13 protein-coding genes and 1 pseudogene are annotated in these 18,826 nt (G+C 70.0%); 6 read left to right on the forward strand and 8 right to left on the reverse strand.

The genetic code is table 11. The annotated features are described in order from the left end of the window. Positions 1-78 precede the first annotated feature (78 nt). The 3 genes from WMF19_RS24995 to WMF19_RS25005 all read right to left on the reverse strand — a co-directional run bounded on the left by WMF19_RS24995 (position 79) and on the right by WMF19_RS25005 (position 2,587). Positions 79-345, reverse strand: a complete 267-nt coding sequence (locus WMF19_RS24995) for a hypothetical protein (RefSeq protein ID WP_272093266.1) — start codon at positions 343-345, stop codon at positions 79-81. A gap of 236 nt (positions 346-581) precedes the next feature. Then, a complete protein-coding gene (locus tag WMF19_RS25000; RefSeq protein ID WP_437901427.1) occupies positions 582-1,235 on the reverse strand; it encodes a Vgb family protein in 654 nt (217 codons plus the stop codon). A gap of 38 nt (positions 1,236-1,273) precedes the next feature. Next, positions 1,274-2,587: a helix-turn-helix domain-containing protein gene (locus WMF19_RS25005; RefSeq protein WP_437901428.1), complete on the reverse strand. Its 1,314-nt coding sequence runs from the start codon at positions 2,585-2,587 to the stop codon at positions 1,274-1,276. 99 nt (positions 2,588-2,686) lie between these two features. Here WMF19_RS25005 and WMF19_RS25010 point away from each other — a divergent pair, with 99 nt between their 5' ends. The 3 genes from WMF19_RS25010 (at position 2,687) to WMF19_RS25020 (ending at position 4,061) form a co-directional block, all read left to right on the forward strand. Then, a complete protein-coding gene (locus WMF19_RS25010; RefSeq protein ID WP_437331036.1) occupies positions 2,687-2,839 on the forward strand; it encodes a hypothetical protein in 153 nt (50 codons plus the stop codon). Beyond that, positions 2,836-3,543, forward strand: coding sequence for a DUF899 domain-containing protein (locus WMF19_RS25015; RefSeq protein WP_272093271.1), 708 nt, complete (start codon positions 2,836-2,838; stop codon positions 3,541-3,543). Before WMF19_RS25010 ends, WMF19_RS25015 begins: the two co-directional genes overlap by 4 nt. Before the next feature lie 218 nt (positions 3,544-3,761). Beyond that, complete coding sequence (locus WMF19_RS25020) at positions 3,762-4,061, forward strand: hypothetical protein (RefSeq protein ID WP_437594662.1); 300 nt, start codon at positions 3,762-3,764, stop codon at positions 4,059-4,061. Between the two features lie 123 nt (positions 4,062-4,184). Here WMF19_RS25020 and WMF19_RS25025 read toward each other — a convergent pair. Beyond that, a pseudogene (locus WMF19_RS25025) lies at positions 4,185-4,796 on the reverse strand (hypothetical protein); the annotation flags it as partial. Here WMF19_RS25025 and WMF19_RS25030 point away from each other — a divergent pair. Both WMF19_RS25030 and WMF19_RS25035 read left to right on the forward strand, forming a co-directional pair. Further along, positions 4,795-7,119 carry an FAD-dependent oxidoreductase gene (locus WMF19_RS25030; RefSeq protein ID WP_437901429.1) on the forward strand — a complete coding sequence of 775 codons (2,325 nt, stop codon included), beginning with the start codon at positions 4,795-4,797 and terminating at the stop codon, positions 7,117-7,119. The pseudogene WMF19_RS25025 and the gene WMF19_RS25030 overlap by 2 nt on opposite strands. A gap of 49 nt (positions 7,120-7,168) precedes the next feature. Beyond that, positions 7,169-8,014 carry a hypothetical protein gene (locus WMF19_RS25035; RefSeq protein ID WP_437901430.1) on the forward strand — a complete coding sequence of 282 codons (846 nt, stop codon included), beginning with the start codon at positions 7,169-7,171 and terminating at the stop codon, positions 8,012-8,014. A 22-nt stretch (positions 8,015-8,036) separates the two neighbouring features. On the opposite strand, the gene WMF19_RS25040 is transcribed toward WMF19_RS25035, so the two are convergent. The 4 genes from WMF19_RS25040 to WMF19_RS25055 all read right to left on the reverse strand — a co-directional run bounded on the left by WMF19_RS25040 (position 8,037) and on the right by WMF19_RS25055 (position 17,014). Next, positions 8,037-9,686 carry a tetratricopeptide repeat protein gene (locus WMF19_RS25040; protein WP_437901431.1) on the reverse strand — a complete coding sequence of 550 codons (1,650 nt, stop codon included), beginning with the start codon at positions 9,684-9,686 and terminating at the stop codon, positions 8,037-8,039. A 79-nt stretch (positions 9,687-9,765) separates the two neighbouring features. Beyond that, positions 9,766-10,062, reverse strand: coding sequence for a hypothetical protein (locus WMF19_RS25045; RefSeq protein ID WP_437901432.1), 297 nt, complete (start codon positions 10,060-10,062; stop codon positions 9,766-9,768). Next, positions 10,059-10,556 (reverse strand): pentapeptide repeat-containing protein, encoded by a 498-nt coding sequence (locus tag WMF19_RS25050; RefSeq protein ID WP_437901433.1) that lies wholly within the window; start codon positions 10,554-10,556, stop codon positions 10,059-10,061. Before WMF19_RS25050 ends, WMF19_RS25045 begins: the two co-directional genes overlap by 4 nt. Next, complete coding sequence (locus tag WMF19_RS25055; RefSeq protein WP_437901434.1) at positions 10,550-17,014, reverse strand: FG-GAP-like repeat-containing protein; 6,465 nt, start codon at positions 17,012-17,014, stop codon at positions 10,550-10,552. Before WMF19_RS25055 ends, WMF19_RS25050 begins: the two co-directional genes overlap by 7 nt. A 699-nt stretch (positions 17,015-17,713) precedes the next feature. Here WMF19_RS25055 and WMF19_RS25060 point away from each other — a divergent pair. Next, positions 17,714-18,577 carry a hypothetical protein gene (locus tag WMF19_RS25060; RefSeq protein WP_437901435.1) on the forward strand — a complete coding sequence of 288 codons (864 nt, stop codon included), beginning with the start codon at positions 17,714-17,716 and terminating at the stop codon, positions 18,575-18,577. Positions 18,578-18,826 lie beyond the last annotated feature (249 nt).

The following is an 18,826-nucleotide window of genomic DNA, read 5'->3' on the forward strand; positions in this document are numbered from 1 at the left end:
GGTCGAGGCGGTTTGTTCCCGGCTCCTCGCTCAAGAGAGGACGGTTGGGAGCCTGCGCTGCCCTGCCACGAGCACGCGTCAGGCGAGGAAGCCCGGCAGCGGTCCGCAGCTCGGCTCGATGCCGATGCCGGTCGCGGCGTAGCCGAGCGCATTCATCACCGACGTGAGCAGCTTGTTCGAGCTCTGCGCGGTGGTGTTGTTGATGTACTGGCCCACGTTCACGCCCAGGTTCTTCCCGCCGGTCTCGCCGCCAGCCGGACCCGAGGACGGATCGCCGAGCTGCCCGGTGCAGGCGGGCGCCAAGGAACCCAGAACGAAGATCCAGCCAGACGATCGAAGATGCATATCGGATCTCCACATGGGTACGCGGCGCCGATCGACACCGCTCCCGTCGAGGAGGCTGGAAGTCCAACGCTGTCCGCGAGTCACGCATTCGCGCCTTCGCATTCCCGAAGGTTTCGATTCTGATCATCGCCGCGCGCAGCGACCCAGACGTTTCCCGCCGGCGCGGTGTCACTCACGCTGTGAGTTTGTCTCCACACGCTGGCCCGCTGCACCCGGCAGGTCGAACCCAGGGTGAATCAGACCGCCTTTCGCGGCCTCTTCACCGCGCGGAGCTTGCCTGTCGCCGGGTCGCCGCACCACATGCGGCCGCTCGCGTCCGCCTCGACGCCGGAGAGGCGCACGCTCTCCGGCAGCGCGAGCCGGTCCAGGACCTCGCCGCTCCGGGGATCGACGCGGCGGAGCTCCGACGGCGCGCCCTCCTCCTCGCACATCACGCCGTGCCAGAGATCGCCGTCGGTCCACGTGACGCCGGTGACGAGCCGATCGGAGACGAGCGTGCGGAGGACGGCGCCGCGCTCGGGATCGATCTTGAGGATCTTCCGCTCGCGGTAGATGCCCGCATAGAGCGCGCCGTCGGCCCACGCGAGCCCGCTCACGGGCGTCGCGTCGAAGCCCGGCACCTCGCCGACCGCGGCCCCGCTCGCGGGATCGATCTTCCGGATCCTGCCGCCGCCGACGACCCACAGGTGGCGCCCGTCGAACGCCACCCCGGCGCTCGCGGGCGCCTTCAGGCGACGCAGCACGCGGCCGCTCTCGGGCTCGGCGGACACGAGGTCTCCGCGATCGCCGTGCGCGAACCACACGGCGTGTCCGTCGAACGCGACCCCGTGAATCGACTCCACCCCCTCGAACGTGCGCTCCGCGATGATCTCGGCCTGCCGGGCTTTCATGGTCAACTCCTCCCTCGCCCCGCGCACCCGACGCGCACTCAACCAGGAAGCGCGAGCCCGAGGAGCAACATCTGTGACGCGATCGACAGCGCCGCTCTTGGCCTCGCGTAGCGCCGCGAGGGGCCGCTGCCGGTGACCTCGACCGCGCGCGCGAGCGAGAGCTCCGCCAGCGCGCGCTGCACCGTGCGCGCGCTCTTGCCGAGCGCGGCGCCGATGGCCGCGGCGCTCCACGCGGCGCCGTCCGAGAGGAGCGCGCGGATGGCGGCCGCGTCGCCCGGCTCGAGCGGCGCGAGGACGACCACCTCCACGCCCGCGCCGAGCTCCCAGCGGTACGCGTTCCCGAGCGCCCGCACGACCCCGACGCCGTGGATCGCGGCGCGCAGGCGCCCCACCTCGACGCGCAGCCGCCGCCCGTGGGACTCGTTGACCGCGCGAACGCCGAACGCGGCGCGCGCGAGGTCGTCGCTCGCGAGCGCCGCCGGGTGGGCGCGCGCGAGCGCCTCGATCAGGGCGAACAGGACCGGTCGGCGCGCGAGGTCGGCCCGCACCTCGCCGCCGTCGAGGACGCGGCGGCGGAGCGCGTCCACGACGACCCGCCCCGCAGGCGCGGCGACCAGGGCCTCGACATCGGCGAGGCGCACGGGCTCGTCGCGGCCACCCTGGACGCGGCGCGCCACGGGCTCGTCGTGCGCGCGGAGGAAGCGCTCGGCCTCGGTGATGAGCAGCGGGTGTCCGCTCGCCCGCGCCCACGCCGCGGCCTGCTCGGCGGCGCGCCGCGCCGAGGACGCGCGCACGAGCCGCGCATGCGCCTCGGCGCGCACGAGCGCCAGCGCGGCCCTGGTGAACACCGGCGCGTCGCTCGTGACCGTGGCCTCGGCGGCCGCGAGCGCGCGCTCCGCCTCGGCGACGCGGCCTTCGAGGAGCGCGGCCCGCGCCGCGCCCAGGCGAGCCCACGCCGCGTTCGTGAGATCGCCGGCGCGCTCGAGGGCGTCACCCGCCTCGACGAGCCCCTGGCGCGCCTCGCCGAGCTCCCGCTGCGCGAGCGCGATCTCCGCGAGGGCGGCGCTCGCGCGCGCCCGGGCGCGCTCGGCGCCCGCCGCCGCGAACGCCCGCGCGGCGCGGCCGAGCGCTGCCTTCGCCTCCGGATAGGCGCCCATCTGCGCGAGCGCGATCCCGCGGAGCGCGAGCGCGTGTGGCCCTCCGAAGGGGCCGACCACATTGAGCGCGTCGAGCGCGTCGCCCGCCGCGAGCGAGCGGGCCGCCAGCGCGCCGAGCTCGGCGGGGACCTCGGCCGTCGCATCCATCGCGGCAGCGTCGCACGCCCGGCGGCGCGCGCCAACGGATCGCGACATCGATGTTGCTGTCGCGGCCGCAGGCGCCGTGGTCATTTCGGCGGGTCAGCGGCTGGCGCGGCGAGACGCCGCGCGCGCCGCCCACAGGAGGAGATCCCCATGTGCCCAGCGTGCCTAGCGTCCATCGGATGGGTCCTCGCCCAGGCGGCCTCCGCCGGCGCCGTGACCGCGATCGCCGTCAAGAAGCTCCGCAACCGGAACCAGAGCAGGAGCGCCGCCGGCGCCCCCGCGTCGAAGGGAGAGCGCCGATGAGCCGCGCCAAGGTCGTTTCGAGGGAAGAGTGGCTGGCGGCGCGCCTCGCGCTGCTGGAGAGAGAGAAGGAGCACGACCGGCGGCGCGACGCGCTGAGCGCCGCGCGCCGCGAGCTGCCGTGGGTGAGGGTCGAGAAGGCGTATGTGTTCGACGCGCCTTCAGGCAAGCTGACGCTGCGCGAGCTCTTCGGCGAGCGCCGGCAGCTCCTCGTCTACCATTTCATGTTCGCGCCGAGCTGGGACGAGGGCTGCAAGAGCTGCTCGTACGTGGCCGACAACATCCAGGGTGGCCACGTCCACCTCGCCGCCCGCGACACGGCGTACTGCGCCGTCTCCCGCGCGCCGCTCGCCAAGATCGAGCCGTTCAAGGCGCGGATGGGCTGGACGTTCCCGTGGGTCTCCTCGGGAGAGACGGACTTCAACTATGACTATCACGTCTCGTTCCGTGAGGAGGAGCGCGCTCGAGGCGATATGGAGTACAACTTCAAGAAGGCGAGCTCCCCCTTCCCGGAGGCTCCTGGGCTGAGCGTGTTCGCCCGCGAAGGCGATGAGGTCTTCCACACCTACTCGACCTACGCGCGCGGGCTCGATGTCCTGATCGGCACCTACAACTACCTGGATCTCACGCCCCTGGGCCGCGACGAGGCCGCGCTGCCTCACACGATGTCTTGGGTCCGCCATCACGATAGGTATCCCACGACGTGAGGCACCTCGCGGTGCGGAGCGGCGCGGAGGGAGCCCTGCGAGGGCGCGTCGCTCCGGAGCGCGGGCGCTGGTGACGCGCGGGTCACGCGGGTTACGCACGGGTTCCGCGCAGCTCGCGCGCAGCTCGCGCGCGCACGGGGCCATGGGCCCGGGAGGGCCCGACCCCCGGTTTGTTGGCCGATCCGACCGCCTCGACGGACACTGGCGAGACGGTCGCGATGAAGAAGTGGAGCTTCCTGGCCCTGGGGCGCAGCTACGAGATCACGGATTATGGCCCCAGCTTCGGGATCGAGGTCACACGGGACGGCTACACGGTGTGGACCGGCTACCGTGACGGAGCGCGGCTCGTGACGGACACGAGCACGCTGCCGACGCGTGAGCTCGTGGCGCTCCGCGAGGAGCTCGTGCAGCGGGCGAGCTCCCGGAGCGCCACGGGCGCGCGCGCGCGCCGGGCGCAGCGCGCGGTCGAGCAGCTCGATCTGCTCGGGGCGCCGCTGCTCGGCGGCTGCCCGCGCTGAGGCGACGCGAGCGCGTCCGCCTCCCTGTCGGAGCGCTCTACCAGCTCGCGACCGGCGCTCTACCAGCTCGCGCAGCTCGCGACACGGGAAGCGCCGGTAATCGTTCATGTGATCGGGCTGGCCGTAGTTCATCTGCTCGCCGTCCCAGACCGCGTTCCGCCATTCCCGAGTCTGCATCCCTTCCGGCCCGTACAGGCACTGGACGCTCGAGGTGAACCTGTGGCCGCGGTTGTCGACGCCGTTCCGCTTGAGCACGTCTCGATAGAAGGCGGCGACGATGCAGGCGTTCGCATGCGCGCTGACGGCGCACTTCAACCACGGATCCGGAGGCGACGTGACATACGCTCCCGGCAGGCGCCCGCTCTCGGTTTCCGCGTCGTGACGCAGGGTGCAAATACCGCGGAGATCGACGACAATGAAGGGATCGCAAGGAGGGTCCCTTGACCTCTCCGGCTCGCTGTTCGATGTGTTGGGTCGAAGGTCCCTTCGCGGCGATACTCCTCTGAAATTTCCCGGCCTACCCCCGGGCAGGTGCCGAGGCTGTTTCTGATCCCGGTCGCCGGGAATCGGGTCTCTGTCGGGCTTTTCGCCGCGTTCCTCCGCTCCGTGAGCCAGGCGCATCCCCGTCTCACGGGCGCAGGCCGCGAGCGGAGGCGAACGTGAAGATCCATGACGGGCCGAAGACGCCTCTGCCAAGGGGCGCCATGGGACAGCATCGAAGCAGGGGGGAGCCATGGGACAGCATCGAGCGATCGTGATCGGGACGGGTTTTGGTGGAGCGGTCTCCGCCTGTCGCCTCGCGCAGGCCGGATTTGCGGTGACCGTGTTCGAGCGCGGCCGCCGGTACGACCAGAAGGTCCCCGAGTTTCCGAGAGGTCGACTCGATCAGTGGCTCTGGGAAAAGACGAGAGGGCTGTATGACGTCCGGCCTATCGATCAGATGCGCGTCGTGCAGTCGGCGGGCTACGGCGGCGGCTCCCTGATCTACGCCAACGTGCACCTGCGCGCGCCGTCGGAGGTCTTCGAGCGCGGGTGGCCCGAGGGCTACAGCCGCGCGGCGCTCGATGCTTATTACGACCTGGTCGCCTACATGCTGGACATCCAGCCGATCACCCGCTCGCCGGGCGGACTGCCGCCGAAGACGCGGCAGATGTCCGAGGCGCTCACCAAGCTGCGCCGCAAGGAGCAGCTCTTCTATCCGCCGCTGGCGATCAATTTCTCCAATAAGCCGGGGCTCCACCCGAACAAGTTCGGGGTGTTGCAGGGCGGGTGCGTCGAGTGCGGCGACTGCACCATCGGCTGCGTCCATCGGTCGAAGAACACCCTGGACATGAACTATCTCCCGCTTGCGGAGCGCGCTGGCGCGACGATGCGCACGGAGTGCGAGGTCACGCTGATAGAGCCGCTCTCCGGCGCGGAGGGACCACGGTACCGCGTCGCGTACCGCGATCACGGGCGCGGCGGACAGGAGCTGTTCGAGGAGGCCGAGCACGTCTTCGTCTGCGCGGGCTCGCTCGGCTCGACCGAGCTGCTCCTGCGTTGCAAGGAGGCGGGCGCGCTGCCTCGGCTCAGCGCGCAGCTCGGCGCGGGGTACTCGGGCAACGGGGATCTGCTCGCCCTCGGCTTCGATGTCGCCGCTCCGTTCGAGCCGGCGAGCGGGCCGCCCATCACCGCCGGCGTCGTCTACGCGGGCGGCCCCGGGCGCGACCAGGCGTGGTTCTTGATCGAAGACGGCGGCTTCCCGAGGCAGCTCTGGCCGATCATCAAGCTCTCGAGGCCGCACATCGACTGGCGCTCTTGGCCGGCGGCGGCGTTGGACAGGCCCTGGGCGACCCCGGCAGAGCCGCCGACCGGCGCCGCGCTCGACGAGATCATGCGGGCGGCGTCGGAGCGGGAGCCGCCCCCGGTCACGCCGGAGGAGATGCGGAACACCGCGATGTTCCTGGGCATGGGGAGGGACCTGGCCAACGGGCGGCTGGAGCTCGTGCGGGGCGGAAAGCTGTCGGTCCGGTGGGACGTCCCGTCGAACCTCCTGCTCTACAGCGTGGAAGAGCGGCTCGCCCAGGACATCGTGGCGCAGCTCGGCGGCGCTTACGCGGTCTCGCCTTTCTGGCGGTTCGCGCACCTGCCCATCACCGTCCACAGCCTCGGCGGCTGCCGGATGAGCGACAGCGAGGAGCACGGCGTCACGAGCGGCCTCGGCGAGGTGTTCAACTATCCAAACCTCTTCGTCCTCGACGGCGCGATCCTGCCAGCGGCGACCGGCGTGAACCCGTCGCACACCATCGCCGCGGTGACCGAGCGGAACATCGAGCGGATCATCCGCCGGATCACGGGCGAGCCGGGCTGGACACCGCCGGAGCGGGCGCACGCCGCGCCCTATGCGGATCCGCTGACGGCCATCGCGATACCGGCCGCAGGGACGGCGCCGCCGCGGCATCCGGGGCTTGGTCTGACGTTCCGGGAGCGCCTCTCCGGCTCCTGGGAGAGCACCCCAGGAGCGGCCGCCGACCGGCGAGCGGCGCCCCGCCAGGTGCGCCTTCACCTGCGCATCACGATCTCCTATCTGGCGAGGTTCATCTCCGATTCGGCGCACCCAGGGCTCGTGACGGGGACGCTGTCGGCGGGAGGGCTGACCGCGGGAGAGACTCCGATCAGGGAGGGCGTCTGGAATCTTTTCGTCGCCACAGGGACCGGCCCGGAGCGAGAGATACGCTACGTGCTTCCCTTCGACGGCGCCGACGGCCGGCGGTTCACGCTGCGCGGCGCGCGGGTGTTCCGGCCGCGCAGCGCCTTCGCCTTATGGCGGCTGTGGAGGGAGAGCGTCGTGCTCCCCTTCCGGATCCAGGAGGGGGATGACGAGCACGGGAGCGCGGTTGGCGAGGGGGTGGCGCGGCTCCGGCCGATTGACGGGGTGCTTCTCCTTCTGTCGTTCCGCGTCTCGGGGGCCGCGGCCCTGAGCGACAAGGCGCGTGCGCTTTTCGGCTTCGTCGCGTTTTTCTTCCTCTATCTCCTCCGGATCGCGCGGGGGCGATCCTCAGGGGCCATCGAGCAGTAAAATCGGGGGGATCGCCGCGGTCGCTTCCGTCAGGAAAGAGCGTCTCGAAATGCAGGGCTATGCGGTTGGAGCGCCGCCTGGACTGCTCCGGGTTTTCCGCGTGCTCAGCCTGATCACGGCGATCGCCAACGCTGGAGGAAACGTGCTCCTCCTGCTGTTCCACCGGCCGATCTTCGCCTTGCTGGGCGTCCCGCCGCCGATCGACGTCCCGAGCTTCGCGTTTGTCTCGGGGTTCTCGTTCACCATCGGCGTGCTGGCCTTCCTCATCTTCCGTGCCGCCCAGGTGAGCACCGATCTGCTCGTCACGGGGATCGTGGCGAAAAGCATCTATTCTCTCTTCACCTTCTACTTCTATACCATCGGAGAGCTCCACTGGCTCTATCGGTTCTTCGGGATCTGGGACGGCGTCTTCGCGTTGATCTTCTTCTTCTTTCTCATCTATCTCGTCTCCCCCGACCTGAACGTGCTGAACGCGGGCGCGATCCTGCCCGGCGCGGAGCGCGCGCGAGGGCGCAGCGCGCTGCTGCTCTACTACTCGCTCACCGGCCTCGGCGCGTCGGCCTGTCGGGCCTTGCGTTCTCGTGCAGGACGACGGAGCGCTCATGGAGCGACCAGGAGCGGGAGTTCGTGTGCCTCCAGGAGGACGGGCGGAGGATCCTCGTCGACCTGGAGCTCAACATTCCCACGTTCGACTTCCGTTTTCATGACGCGTGGGCCGAGAGCGGGCGCTTGCCGGGCGCGTACGTCGTGTTGCCTCCGGAGCCGTGGTTGGCGGGCGAGCTCCCGGAGCGCCGCCCCGGGTGTGGGCGCGGGCGGGCGCGCGCGCCGGCCGCAGCGCGCGGTCGAGCAGCTCGATCTGCTCGGGGCGCCGCTGCTCGGCGGTTGCCAGCGCTGAGGCGACGCGAGCGCGCCCGGCGTCACCGTCGGAGCGGGTCGAAGCACTTCTCCGCACGCGTCGGCGCGCCGTCCCGCGCCGCCTGCTCGTGCGCGAGGAAGCAGCGGAGACGCGCCTCGATGACCGGACTTTCACTCCCTTCCGGCACGAGATCGAGCGCGTGCCCCGCCGCGCTGATGGCCTCCGTGACTCGACCCTGCATGAGGAGCAGCATGCCGTAGGTGTCGTAGCAGGACGCGCAGCCTGGGTCGGTTTTCAGGGCGCGCCTTATGAACGTCTGTGCCTCGTCGAGCTCGCGGTGCTCGATGCGGTATCGGGCCACGAAATCGAGCTGCGCCGCGGTGGATGCGGCCCGGCTCAGACGGTCGACGAGCGGGGCGGCGCGTCCCATGGCGTCGAGGGTCGTGATGACGCGATGGCTCGCCAGCGTGTAGAGCAACCTCCCCATCGCCAGGAGATACCGAGGATCCATCGGCCTCGCCGCGAGCGCCACCGTGAGCTCCTGCTCCGCTTCCCTGAGGCGGCCCTCGGCGGTCCAGAGGCGCCCGCGCCAGAGGCGGGCCTCCGCGTTGTTCGGTTCATGAGCGAGCGCCTCCTCGAGGTGCGCCGCCGCCCAGGCCCTCTCGTCACCATCCCACGACTTGAGACGCGCCCAGAGCACGTGGACCTCGGCGTCGTTCATCGCGCGCTCGGTCTGCGGCGGCGGAGGCGGCGGGGGCGCATAGGGGCCCACCTTCTTGATCAGCCGCGGGCCCACGAGGTAGCTCCGGAAATGCTCATCGAGCTGCTCGGACGGGATGTCGGCGATGGCTTGCTGGAAGGCCTGCCGCACGGGCACGCCTCGCGAGGCTGCCTCGAGAAATCCGGCGAAGCGCCGCACGTAGGGCTCGGGACCGTTGCTCAGCATGTGAACGAGCGCCCACGAGCTCAGGTAGTTGATCGCCACTTGGCGGCGCTCGGCCTCCGATGGCTCGCCGGAGCGGCCGTAGAAATCGTCTCGGCCAAGGTCGATGAGCTCCGTGGCGGACCGCGCCCGGCTGACGGGGATCAGCAAGCGAGTGAACGGGCCATTGCTTGCGGCGCGCCAGGACGCCCCCTTCAGGAAGCTTCGATCGGGCAGCGGTGAGCCGATCATCGCATAACCGTCCTGCAAGCGGAGCGTCGAGTAGAACTGGGCGAGCCCTTCGCTGAGCCACGCTGGCGTGGGTCCGATGCTCTGCGCGATGAAGTGGTGCGCGAGCTCGTGCTGGAACGTGAGGCGCGTCTGTTCCCCGAGCGAACCGTACATGACCATGGTCGGAGCTGGCTCGAGGTCGTTCGGCAGCGCGTGCATGAAATAGCCGCCGAAGGGCCGCCGAACGAACTGACTGAAATCCCGCTCGCGCGCGAACAGGACGATCTGCATCCGAAACGGGTCGGGCGTGTCGCTCGGGAAGCAAACGTCTTCGAGCGCGTTGTACGAGGTCTCGAACTCGGCGAGCGCGTCGCGCGCTTCGGAGCGGTCGAGATCAGTCCACATCACGAAGTGCTCCGAGGAGAGCTCCACCCACGGGGCACCGCCCTGGGACGCGCAGGTGAGCGGCGGCTTGGGCGGAGCACACCCGAGCCCGCTGGCGGCCCAGGTCACGAGCGCGGCGGCGCGGAGGGAGCGCGTGAGAAACGAAGTCGACATGAGCTGTCCTGGATGCCCGTCGCCATGGGTGCGCGAGCGGTGGCGGGAGATACACCGTCGCTCCGCTCGCGTAAAGGCGTCATGGGCCGGTGAAGTAAGCGCCGGCGGCGCTCACCGGAGCGTAGGCACGCATTCCCGTGAGCGCCGGCCGATTCTCACGAAATGCGACGTGGAGCGTCGCGCCCCAGGGGGCATCATCGACACTGATCGCAGATTTTGCGCCGATTCGCAGCGCGGTGCGTTCCACGAGGGGGGTACGACGATCGAACCCGAGCGTCCTCAGCCTGTCGAGGGAGACGCCGGCCCCGAGGAGCGATTTCGCTCCTGCTCGATCATCCTCATCGTCGGCGAACAGGTCGCCGAGGCAGTGGATCAATTGGCAGCCGGCTCGACGAGAACTCCCTGTGCCGCCGGATCGAAGCCATCAGGCCAACGTGTGAGTGTGTCCGCCCGCGCTCCCGCGAGCTCGGCTCGCTCAAGCCCCTCGCAACGGAGGTCAGCGCCATGGAGCGTCGCTCTGGCAAAGGTCGCCCCGCCGACCTTTGCACCGCGAAGGTCGGCGCCGGTGAAATCGGCTTCTTGGAAGCCTCCACTCCGCATCATTGCGTCCCTCAGGTCCGCCTTCGCAAAGCTCGCACGCGAAGCATTGCACGCAGCGAGACTCGATCGCATGAGCTTCGCCTGCTCGAGACATGCGCCTTCCATCCATGCCGATCGCAGCTCGGAATCCGACAGATCGGCGCCTCGAAGAAGCTGCCCGTCGAGAAGCGCTCGATGGAGATTCTGTCGGGACAGATTCGCGCCGACGAGGCTTTCGGCGTCCACATACACGTCATCGCCAGTCTCACAACGTATCACGATCATCACCATGTCTCCGGGTTGATTGGAATACTCTCCCAGGAAATAATGCGCTCCGGACGACCTCCCGCCCATACCTGTATCGTCGGCTCTTGCCCGAGCACCCTACCGGCGATGTACCGGTGGTTGCCGTCCACAATCATCCGGCCATCAACTTTGATGGCAGGCGCGACCTCACCAGCAATCAGTTTATCCACGTATTGCTGAACCAGCGGCAGGGATACACCGCGCGCTTGCTGCGATGCGAGCGGAGCGTCCTTCATAGCCTCTCGGATCACCTGCTCGGTGACCTGAGATCCGCTCGTGATGCTGGCCCTTGCTTCGGCGGCCGCCCCTGATACGGCCACTCCCCCTTGCCCCCCGGGCAGCACGGCGCCGAGGACCATCGCCACCCCGATGCCGCTCTCGACGGCAACCGTCGCGCACAGCGCCACGACATCCATCGCCGCCCGGAGGTCCAGCATCAATGCCTCGCCGTCATTGCCCGCGTGCCATGCCAGCCCCCCGAGCTCGAGGGAGTTGTGGAAGTCCCGCGCGACGGCCGCCGACCGGGTGAACCTCGGCACGATGTCCGGATCCCCGATCACCGACCCGCTCACCAGGCCCGGCATCGGCTTCTCTCCGGTCAGATCCGACAGCCTGACCCCGCGCTCCAGCGTCGCGGCGAGCGTATCCCCGGCGCCCGAGTAGTCGTCGCCGACCGAAGAGCCACCGCCCTGCTCGAAATACTCGTCTCCAGCCTCGAAGAACTGCGCCAGATCTCTCCTGATCTCCGCCCCCCCTCGCTCACGCGCCCCACCGGGACGCGGAGGCTGCCCATCCCCAGACGGCGCAACGACCTCGATGGTCTCCGCCTCTATCCCGATCAGCGCTCCGGTGGTGTCGTCGAACTCCGCCCACCCCGTACTGCCGTCGGTATACGTGACCCGCTTCCAGTACAACCCCGTCGGATCCACGAGGTTCACCGGATCGTTCATCACATAACTGTACCGGTTGTAGCTCTGCCCCCACAGCGGGTCGGTCACGAGCGGGTCCGGCGTCAAGAAGCGGCGCTGGTTCGGATCATACAGCCTCCCGCGCATGTCGATGAGCCCGAGCTCGTCGTCGTGCCGGTGCCCTGTAAACCCGTGCTTCACCTCGCCCTTCGCCACGCCCGGCGCCCTGCCGTCGGCCTCGATCCGCCGCCCGAACGGCTCGTAGTGCAGCCGCTCCACCTCCTTGCCCGCCGCGTCCGTCACGACCCCCACGCTCCCCAGCGGGTCACTGTGCACATACAGCGTCCGCTCGTCCTTGGGGCCCGCGAAGACCACCTGCGCCACCTCGCCCTCGGGCGACGCCACGCGGAACACGTGCCGCGTCCCGCCCGCGTCCGTGCGCCGCTCGTACACGCCGCCGATGTAGATCGTCTCCTCCTCGCCGTGCGTCTTCTTCACCCGCGCCCCGAACGCGTCGTACAGGAACTCCCAGCTCTCGCCCTTCTTCTGTACCCACCTCGGCAGATCGAACGTGGTGTACCCGATCTTCAGCCCCTCGCTCGACCACTCCAGCCGCCCGGCCGCGTCGTGTTTGAACGCCACCCCGTCTTGCGCCACGGCCACGTGCGGCCTTCCCGCCGGATCGTGGCGGCTCTCCTCCGCCAGCACCCCGTCGACCGCGACCGTGCGCAGGTTGCCAAGCTCATCGTAATTGTACTCCGTTCCCTGCGCACCATCCGGCGCGGCGAGGTCCCACCTCTCCAGCCGGCCCGCGTCGTCGTACTGGAACGTCTCGATCCGCAACGCGACGCCGTCGCGCCGCTCGCGCACCCGGCCGTCTTCGTAGTACCCGTACGTCAGCGCCTGCAGCGGCTCGCGCTTGGTCGCCTGCGCCGTCTCCAGCCGTCCCGTCACCGGGTCGTACGTCCGCTGCACGAACACCTCGTTGCCGAAGGTCGCCGCCAGCAGCGCCCCGTCCGCGTTCCTCTTGTGCACCTTCCACAGGAGCCGAGTCGTCCCGTCATCCTGGCTCGCGCGCAGCTCCGACAGCGACCCGTCCTCGTACACGTGCTTCACGCGGAAGCGATCCCGCCCCGGCACCTTCGGGTACAGGAGCTCATCGCGCAGCCCGTCAGGCGTGTACGTGATCCCCACCGCGAACTCCTCGCCCTCGACGCTCGTCCGCACCTCCGAGAGCCGCCCCATCGCGCCGTATGTATAGGAGACCGCGGTCCCATCCGGGCTCACCACGCCGGCGAGCTGACCCACCCCGTGCGGCGCCGTGTCCCACGTGAACGTCGTCACCTCGTCGACCCTCTTCACCTGGCGCCGCCGCCCCATCGCGTCCCGCACCACCACCGTCCACTCTCCGAGCGCGTTCACCTCCTCCCGGATCTCCCCATGACCGTTGTACCGCGTCCGCCGCGTCCCGGCGTCGGGGTCACGCACGGTCGTGCGCCGCCCGCGGATGTCGTGCTGCATCTCCGTCACGTTCCCCTTCGGGTCGGTCACTTTCCACAGCTTGCTGTTCAGCCCGTAGGCGAACATCGTCGACTGCCACGCGCCGTCCACCTCCACCGCCGTCTCGCGCGGCCGCCCCTCGGGATCCACGACCCTCCGGCTGCGCCGGCCTTCCGGGTCGATCTTGATCGTCTGCAGCAGCTCGTGCTCGTACCGCTGGCGCGCGCCGTCCGGCCCGGTCTCCGAGAGCACACGGCCCAGGCTGTCGTACGTCCGCTCGGCCTTCTCCTCGGCGGCCGCGTCGAACCCGGGCCGACTCACCGACAGCAGCCGCCCGAACACGTCGTACGATCGCGCGCGCACCTTCATCCGCCCGTCGAACGACCGCTCCGCCTCTTCCACCACAAGGCCCCGCTCGTCCACCGTCGCCACCGCGCGGCCTCCGCGCGACAGCGTCGTCTCCACGGTCAGCCCCGCCGTCTTGCCGGCGTCCACCCACGCGGCCATCGCCGTCTCGCTCACCGCGCCGGTGCCGGAGATCGTCCTCCTCAGCCGCCCGAGATCGTCATGCACCCGCGTCGACCACGCGCCGTTCACGTCGATCTCCCCGATCAGCACCCCGTACGCCGGGTGCGTGTACGTCCAGTGCGACACACCAAGCCCGTTCCACGTCTGGCTGACGAAGATCCCTTCGCCCGACATATCGTCGTGCTCATAGTTCCAGATCCGCGGCGCTTCCCCGGGCGCCTCCCGCCTCTCCTGCGTCAGCCGCCCAGCCTCGTCGTAGACGAGCGAGGTCGTCTCCCGGACATCGGCGTCCGTGCTGTCCGGCTCGATCTTCACCTCGTCGAGCAGCCCGCGCTCGTCATGGTGGTAGTCGATGTGCAGCTTCCCCGGCAGGGTCGAGCCGACCTCGTACGCGCGCTCCGCCTGCGTGTCGATCAGCCCGACGAGCCACACACCAGGCCGCACGTCGAACGTCCTCGTCACCTCGCGGCGCACGCCTCCCTCGGTCTGAACGATCTCCTTCCGCAGGTTGCCATAGTCGTCGACCTCGTACGTCGCGCTCTGCCGGATCGGCGCCGCGCCGCCGGGGTCGTCCACGTCCACGCAGTGCGTGCGCGCCTCCTCGTTCCAGTCGATGCTCACCTCCGGGTCCTCGTACTCGCGTCGCGCCATCCCCTGCGTGGCAACGAAATAGCTGCGACCCCCGTTGAGCTGCACCACCTGGTAATCGAGCTCCTGGTGGACCACCCGCGCACGCGCGCGCGCGGGGCCCTCCTCGAGCGTGCATGATCCGTCGGTCAGCGGCTCGCAGTCGCGCGCGCCCAGCGGGCCGTGGGGCAGGATCGGCGTGACCTCCTGGATCGACCGCGGGCGCCCGGCGAAGGGATAGGTCATGCCCACCCGCGTCGCATGGTCGAAGGTGGTGACCCGCTCCACGGGCCACGCGCTGCTCCACTCCATCATCCGCCCGAACCCGAGCGCTCCGCGCCCGAGCAGGTCCGTCCGCAGGTCCTCGAAGCGGTAGCGCGTCCCGCCGGGCCTCTCGAGCCCGCCCAGCCACGCCACCACCGGCACCCCACGGCGTACACACAGTTGCGGATACGTGCACGTAGCCCGAGGCGCCGACGCCGGATCCGTCCGGCCGTACCGGACCTGCACGCGGCGGGATCTCGGCTGATCGCCGTCCGAGACGCCGCTGAGGAGCTCCACGTCCGGCCCGGCCGCGAGCGTGACCTCGAGCGAAGACCCGTCCCGTGTGAGCACGTCGGCGCGGCCGTCACCGTCGAAGTCGCCGCTCCACATCGCGTCTCCGGCGGGGATGGGCGAGTAGTGCGTCCCCATCTCCGGCTCCTCCCATCCGATCTCCTCGCGCAGGAACGTGCCATCGCCGCGCGAGAGGAGCGCGATGATGCGATCGATGTAGCGAGGCTCGGACGGCCAGGGGTTGAACGCGCCGGAGATCGACACGAGGAGATCGTCGCGCCCGTCGCGGTTCAGGTCGAACGGCTCGACCACCTTCCCTCCCGACTCGTTCGTCTCCAGGCCCAGCACCTCCACCATCCCGGGATCCGAGAGCGGCACCGCGGGCCCGAGCCCGTTGCCCGTGTTCAAGCTGAGCTCCACCGAGCCCGCGTGGACCCACAGCGCGTCGCTCAGCCCGTCGCCGTTGATGTCGGCGAGCGCCACCGGCGCCCCCTCTCGCTCGAGCGGGAACGCTGGCGTGGTCGTCACCTCCCCGGCGTCATCGAGCCCGATCGCCACCCCTCCCTGGCACGTGATCTCCTCGCCGACGACCACCTCGCCGACGACCAGCTCGCCGCGGCCATCGCCGTCGAGGTCGCCGCCGACCGCCCCCGGACACCTGCCGCGCGCGGCGCGCACGCCCGTCTCGATGCGCTCGCCGAACAAGCCGCCCTCGTTCAGCTGGATGCTCCAGAACGACTCGAGCAGGGACGGCGCGAACGCGATCACGACATCGAGCAACGCATCACCGTCCAGATCGACCAGCTCGAGCGCGGGCGGGGGCGACGAGAACTTGCCCGTACAGTAGAACCCCGTACCCGCCGACACCGTCGTGCGCGTGGCGAAGAACGCTCCCTTCGTATCGCTCCATTGGACGAGCTGGTAGCGACACGTCTTGGTGTCATAGGCGAGCAGCTCCACCTTGCCGTCCCCGTTGGCGTCGATCGGGCGGCTGTGCTTGAGGTTGGTGTTCTCCAGCGCGGACCCCGCCGGATTGACGCGCACGGTCCGGAACGAAATGTCGCTGCCCGGCTGGGAGAGGCTCAGGTACAGCTCGTCCGGCGGCTCCGGCGGGTCGTAGGGATGGGGCAGCCCGATCACAGGGCGCGGGAGCCCCGGGGGCGTCGGAACGTCGATGGCGCGGAGGATGTCGTCCTTGCCGTCCCCGTTGGCGTCGAAGACGCGCAGCGAGGTGACGACCCCGGAGACGGGGAGCACCGGACCGCCGGCGAACTGCAATGGGTCCTCGTGCACCCAGTGCAGCCGCTTCGGCCAGAGGCACGTCCCCTCCCGTCCGCACTTCTGCACGGAGGAGAGCAGGCTCCGGCCGAGCTGCCCCACCTCGTAATCGAGCGTGTACTCCCAGACCTTCCGCGTCGTCCCCGGATTCGGAGCCCACATCGAGATCGTCTTGAGCCGCCTCGTCGACCGCCAGCGGACCCCGCTCTTGTACGAGATGCTCGGGTCAGGGCGGTCCTCGTACTCGAACACGATCTTCCGGCGAGGCGATGAGCCCGGCCCATAGGCGATCGTCTCGATCAGGAACTCGTGCGAGTAAGGCGGTTCGGAGGCGATGTGCTTCTCGTACAGGTACCGGATCTCGTTCCCCGAGCGGTCCAGCTCGCGCGAGAGCAGCCAAAGCGGCGTCACGACGCGGGCCGACCGCTCGGCCACGCTGCGAGCCACGATCTGCGTGGCGTACGTCTCCTCGTAAATGCGGATCCGGCCGTCCTTGGTGCGCACCTCGAAGGCCCCCGGCCCGCCCGCGCTCGCCCCGCCGAGCCCGAAGATCCTCGACATCTCGTCGTCCTCGGTGCGGTATTCGCCTCGCTGATCGGACCACTTCACCGGGACGAGCTTCTTGCCGTCGAGGCAATAGCTATCGGACGCGTCGTAGTCCACGCCGTCGGCCCGCCCCTCCGTGGCGATCGTCGCATCGCAGCGCGCGATCACCGACGAGCTGCCGGCGACGCTCCACCCGCGCCCCACAGGGCCGTTGCCTCCGCGGCTCGAGTAGCGGAGCGCGAGGCCTGGCGTTACCCCGAGCCCCTGCGGAACGTCGAGAGGAATGGTGTAGGAGAAGGCGCCGTCCGCGGTGACCTGCCCCTCGCCAGGGAGGTAGCCGACATCGTCGCCGCGGACGATCGATGCCTGCGGCATCTCCAGCGGATCGCGCAGGACAGGCGGCACGGTGACCGTCGCCGCGGAGACGGCCGTGCCGAGCCCGTCGACAGCCTGCCGCTCGTGCGTGCCGCACGCGACGAGGACCAGCACGAGAATGGCCAAAGACCAGCGTAGAGACGACGCCCTCGAGGACGCCAGCGTCATTGCACGCATCGAGAACCGCCGAGGACGCTGCGAGGCCGTCCGGACGGCCTCGCGCCGAGGTTCAGTCTTCATATCGTCCACCCATGGGGCGGGGCTTCCACCGACGCAGACCCGCCGAATCCGTTGCGCTCCGCTGCCATTGAAGAGCAGCTCGCCGGGGAGCTGGCAAACACCATGGTCATGGTGGCGAGTCAATCCACTTCCAGCAATCGACTCTCCGCCGAGATCGATCCCCGTCTCCCGGCGAGACCCAACCCTTCCTCCGAGACCACCTCCGGTCGAAAGGTGGAGGGGCCCTTCTCCCTCCGGGACGATCTCCCGTCTCCCGGCGAGACCCAACCCTTCCCTCGAGACCACCTCCGGTCTCGACGCGAAGGGTCCCCCCTTCGTCCGCGACAATCTCACGTCTCCCCGCGAGACCTCACCCTCGCTTCGAGACGAGCCGCTGGCCTCCTGCTGGCCTCCCACTGGCCTCCTGCTGGCCTCCTGCTGGCCTCCCACTGGCCTCCCACTGGCCTCCTGCTGGCCTCCCACTGGCCTCCTGCCGACCTTCGACAGCGTGCTCCCCTCGCCCCCGTCGAAAACCTGCCTTCTCCCCCTGGGCACGAGATTCGAGATGACATGTGCTCGCGCGGCGCCTAGGTTGCGAGAATGGCCATGACCAAGACCCGATCCAAATCGAAGAACACCAATCCGTCTGTGTCAGCAAGCCAGACCTTCACCACGTCGGACGCGAACGAGGCCTACCGCCACTTCCTGCCTCTGGTGCAGGCGGAGGTCCCGGCCGATCGCGCCGAGATATGCCGGCTCTCGGTCGATCTCGTCCGCGCCAACGTCGACCGCGGCGTCGGCGCGATACGCCCCCACCTCGGCCGCGTCGTGGAGAAGCTGCCGCTGTGCCCGATCGACGGCATGCTCGAGCTCCCGAGCCTCGCGCTCGGGCTCGTCGCCGCCGCAGGGCGCGTCGTGGCCGCCGCAAGCGAGCGCGAGATCGAGTCCCGCCTCGAGAAGTTCCGCCCCATGCGCGATCTCACGCTGCGACAACTCGAGATCTTCGCGGAGCTCAAGCTCGTGCCCAAGCAGCGTGTCGCCGCGATCCGCCGCGGCTCGGGCCCGGTCGACAGCGCGCGTGACGGCGTCGATATTGCCGGGGTGTTCCACGAGCTCGCGGAGACCCTGGACGGCAAACACCCGTTCTCGCCAGACTACCTCGCCGCGATGGCCGAGCACGCGAGCTGGCTCCTCGTCCAGCTCAAGCCCCGGGGCGCCCAGCAGAAGCCCTCCGAGCGCTCCCCAGAAGCCGTCGTCCGCGACCAGTTCTGGACCGTCGTGAACCGGCGTTACGACCACCTGCGAGAAGCCGGCGTCGCCGTGTTCGGGTTGCGCCAGCTCGACGCCCACGTGCCGCCGATCGGCGCCCGCACCCCGTCGCCCTCGACCGCGCAGCCGACCGTGAAGACGAAACCGGCCAGCGCCGCGCCTGCCCCGGCCGCGCCGCCCGGGATCACCGCCGATCCATGACCCGCACGGCGCCGTGCGCCCCCACCCCGGGCCCACGCAGCGCCCTGCCCCGCGCCAGCCGTCCCCTAGAGGACCCCTTCTAGAGGACCCCTTCTAGAGGACCCCTTCGGGACGCCTTCCCGCCCGCAGCTCCCGGCCGCCGGCCTGTATTCCGCTCCTACCACACCGGCAGCCATGAACGATCGGCAACCCCCGCCCACACGGAACCTCATCCGAGCACGTCGCGCAGCCAACCAGGGCGGGCCGGAT

Source organism: Sorangium sp. So ce124 (assembly GCF_051525235.1).
GTDB lineage: Bacteria > Myxococcota_A > Polyangia > Polyangiales > Polyangiaceae > Sorangium > Sorangium atrum.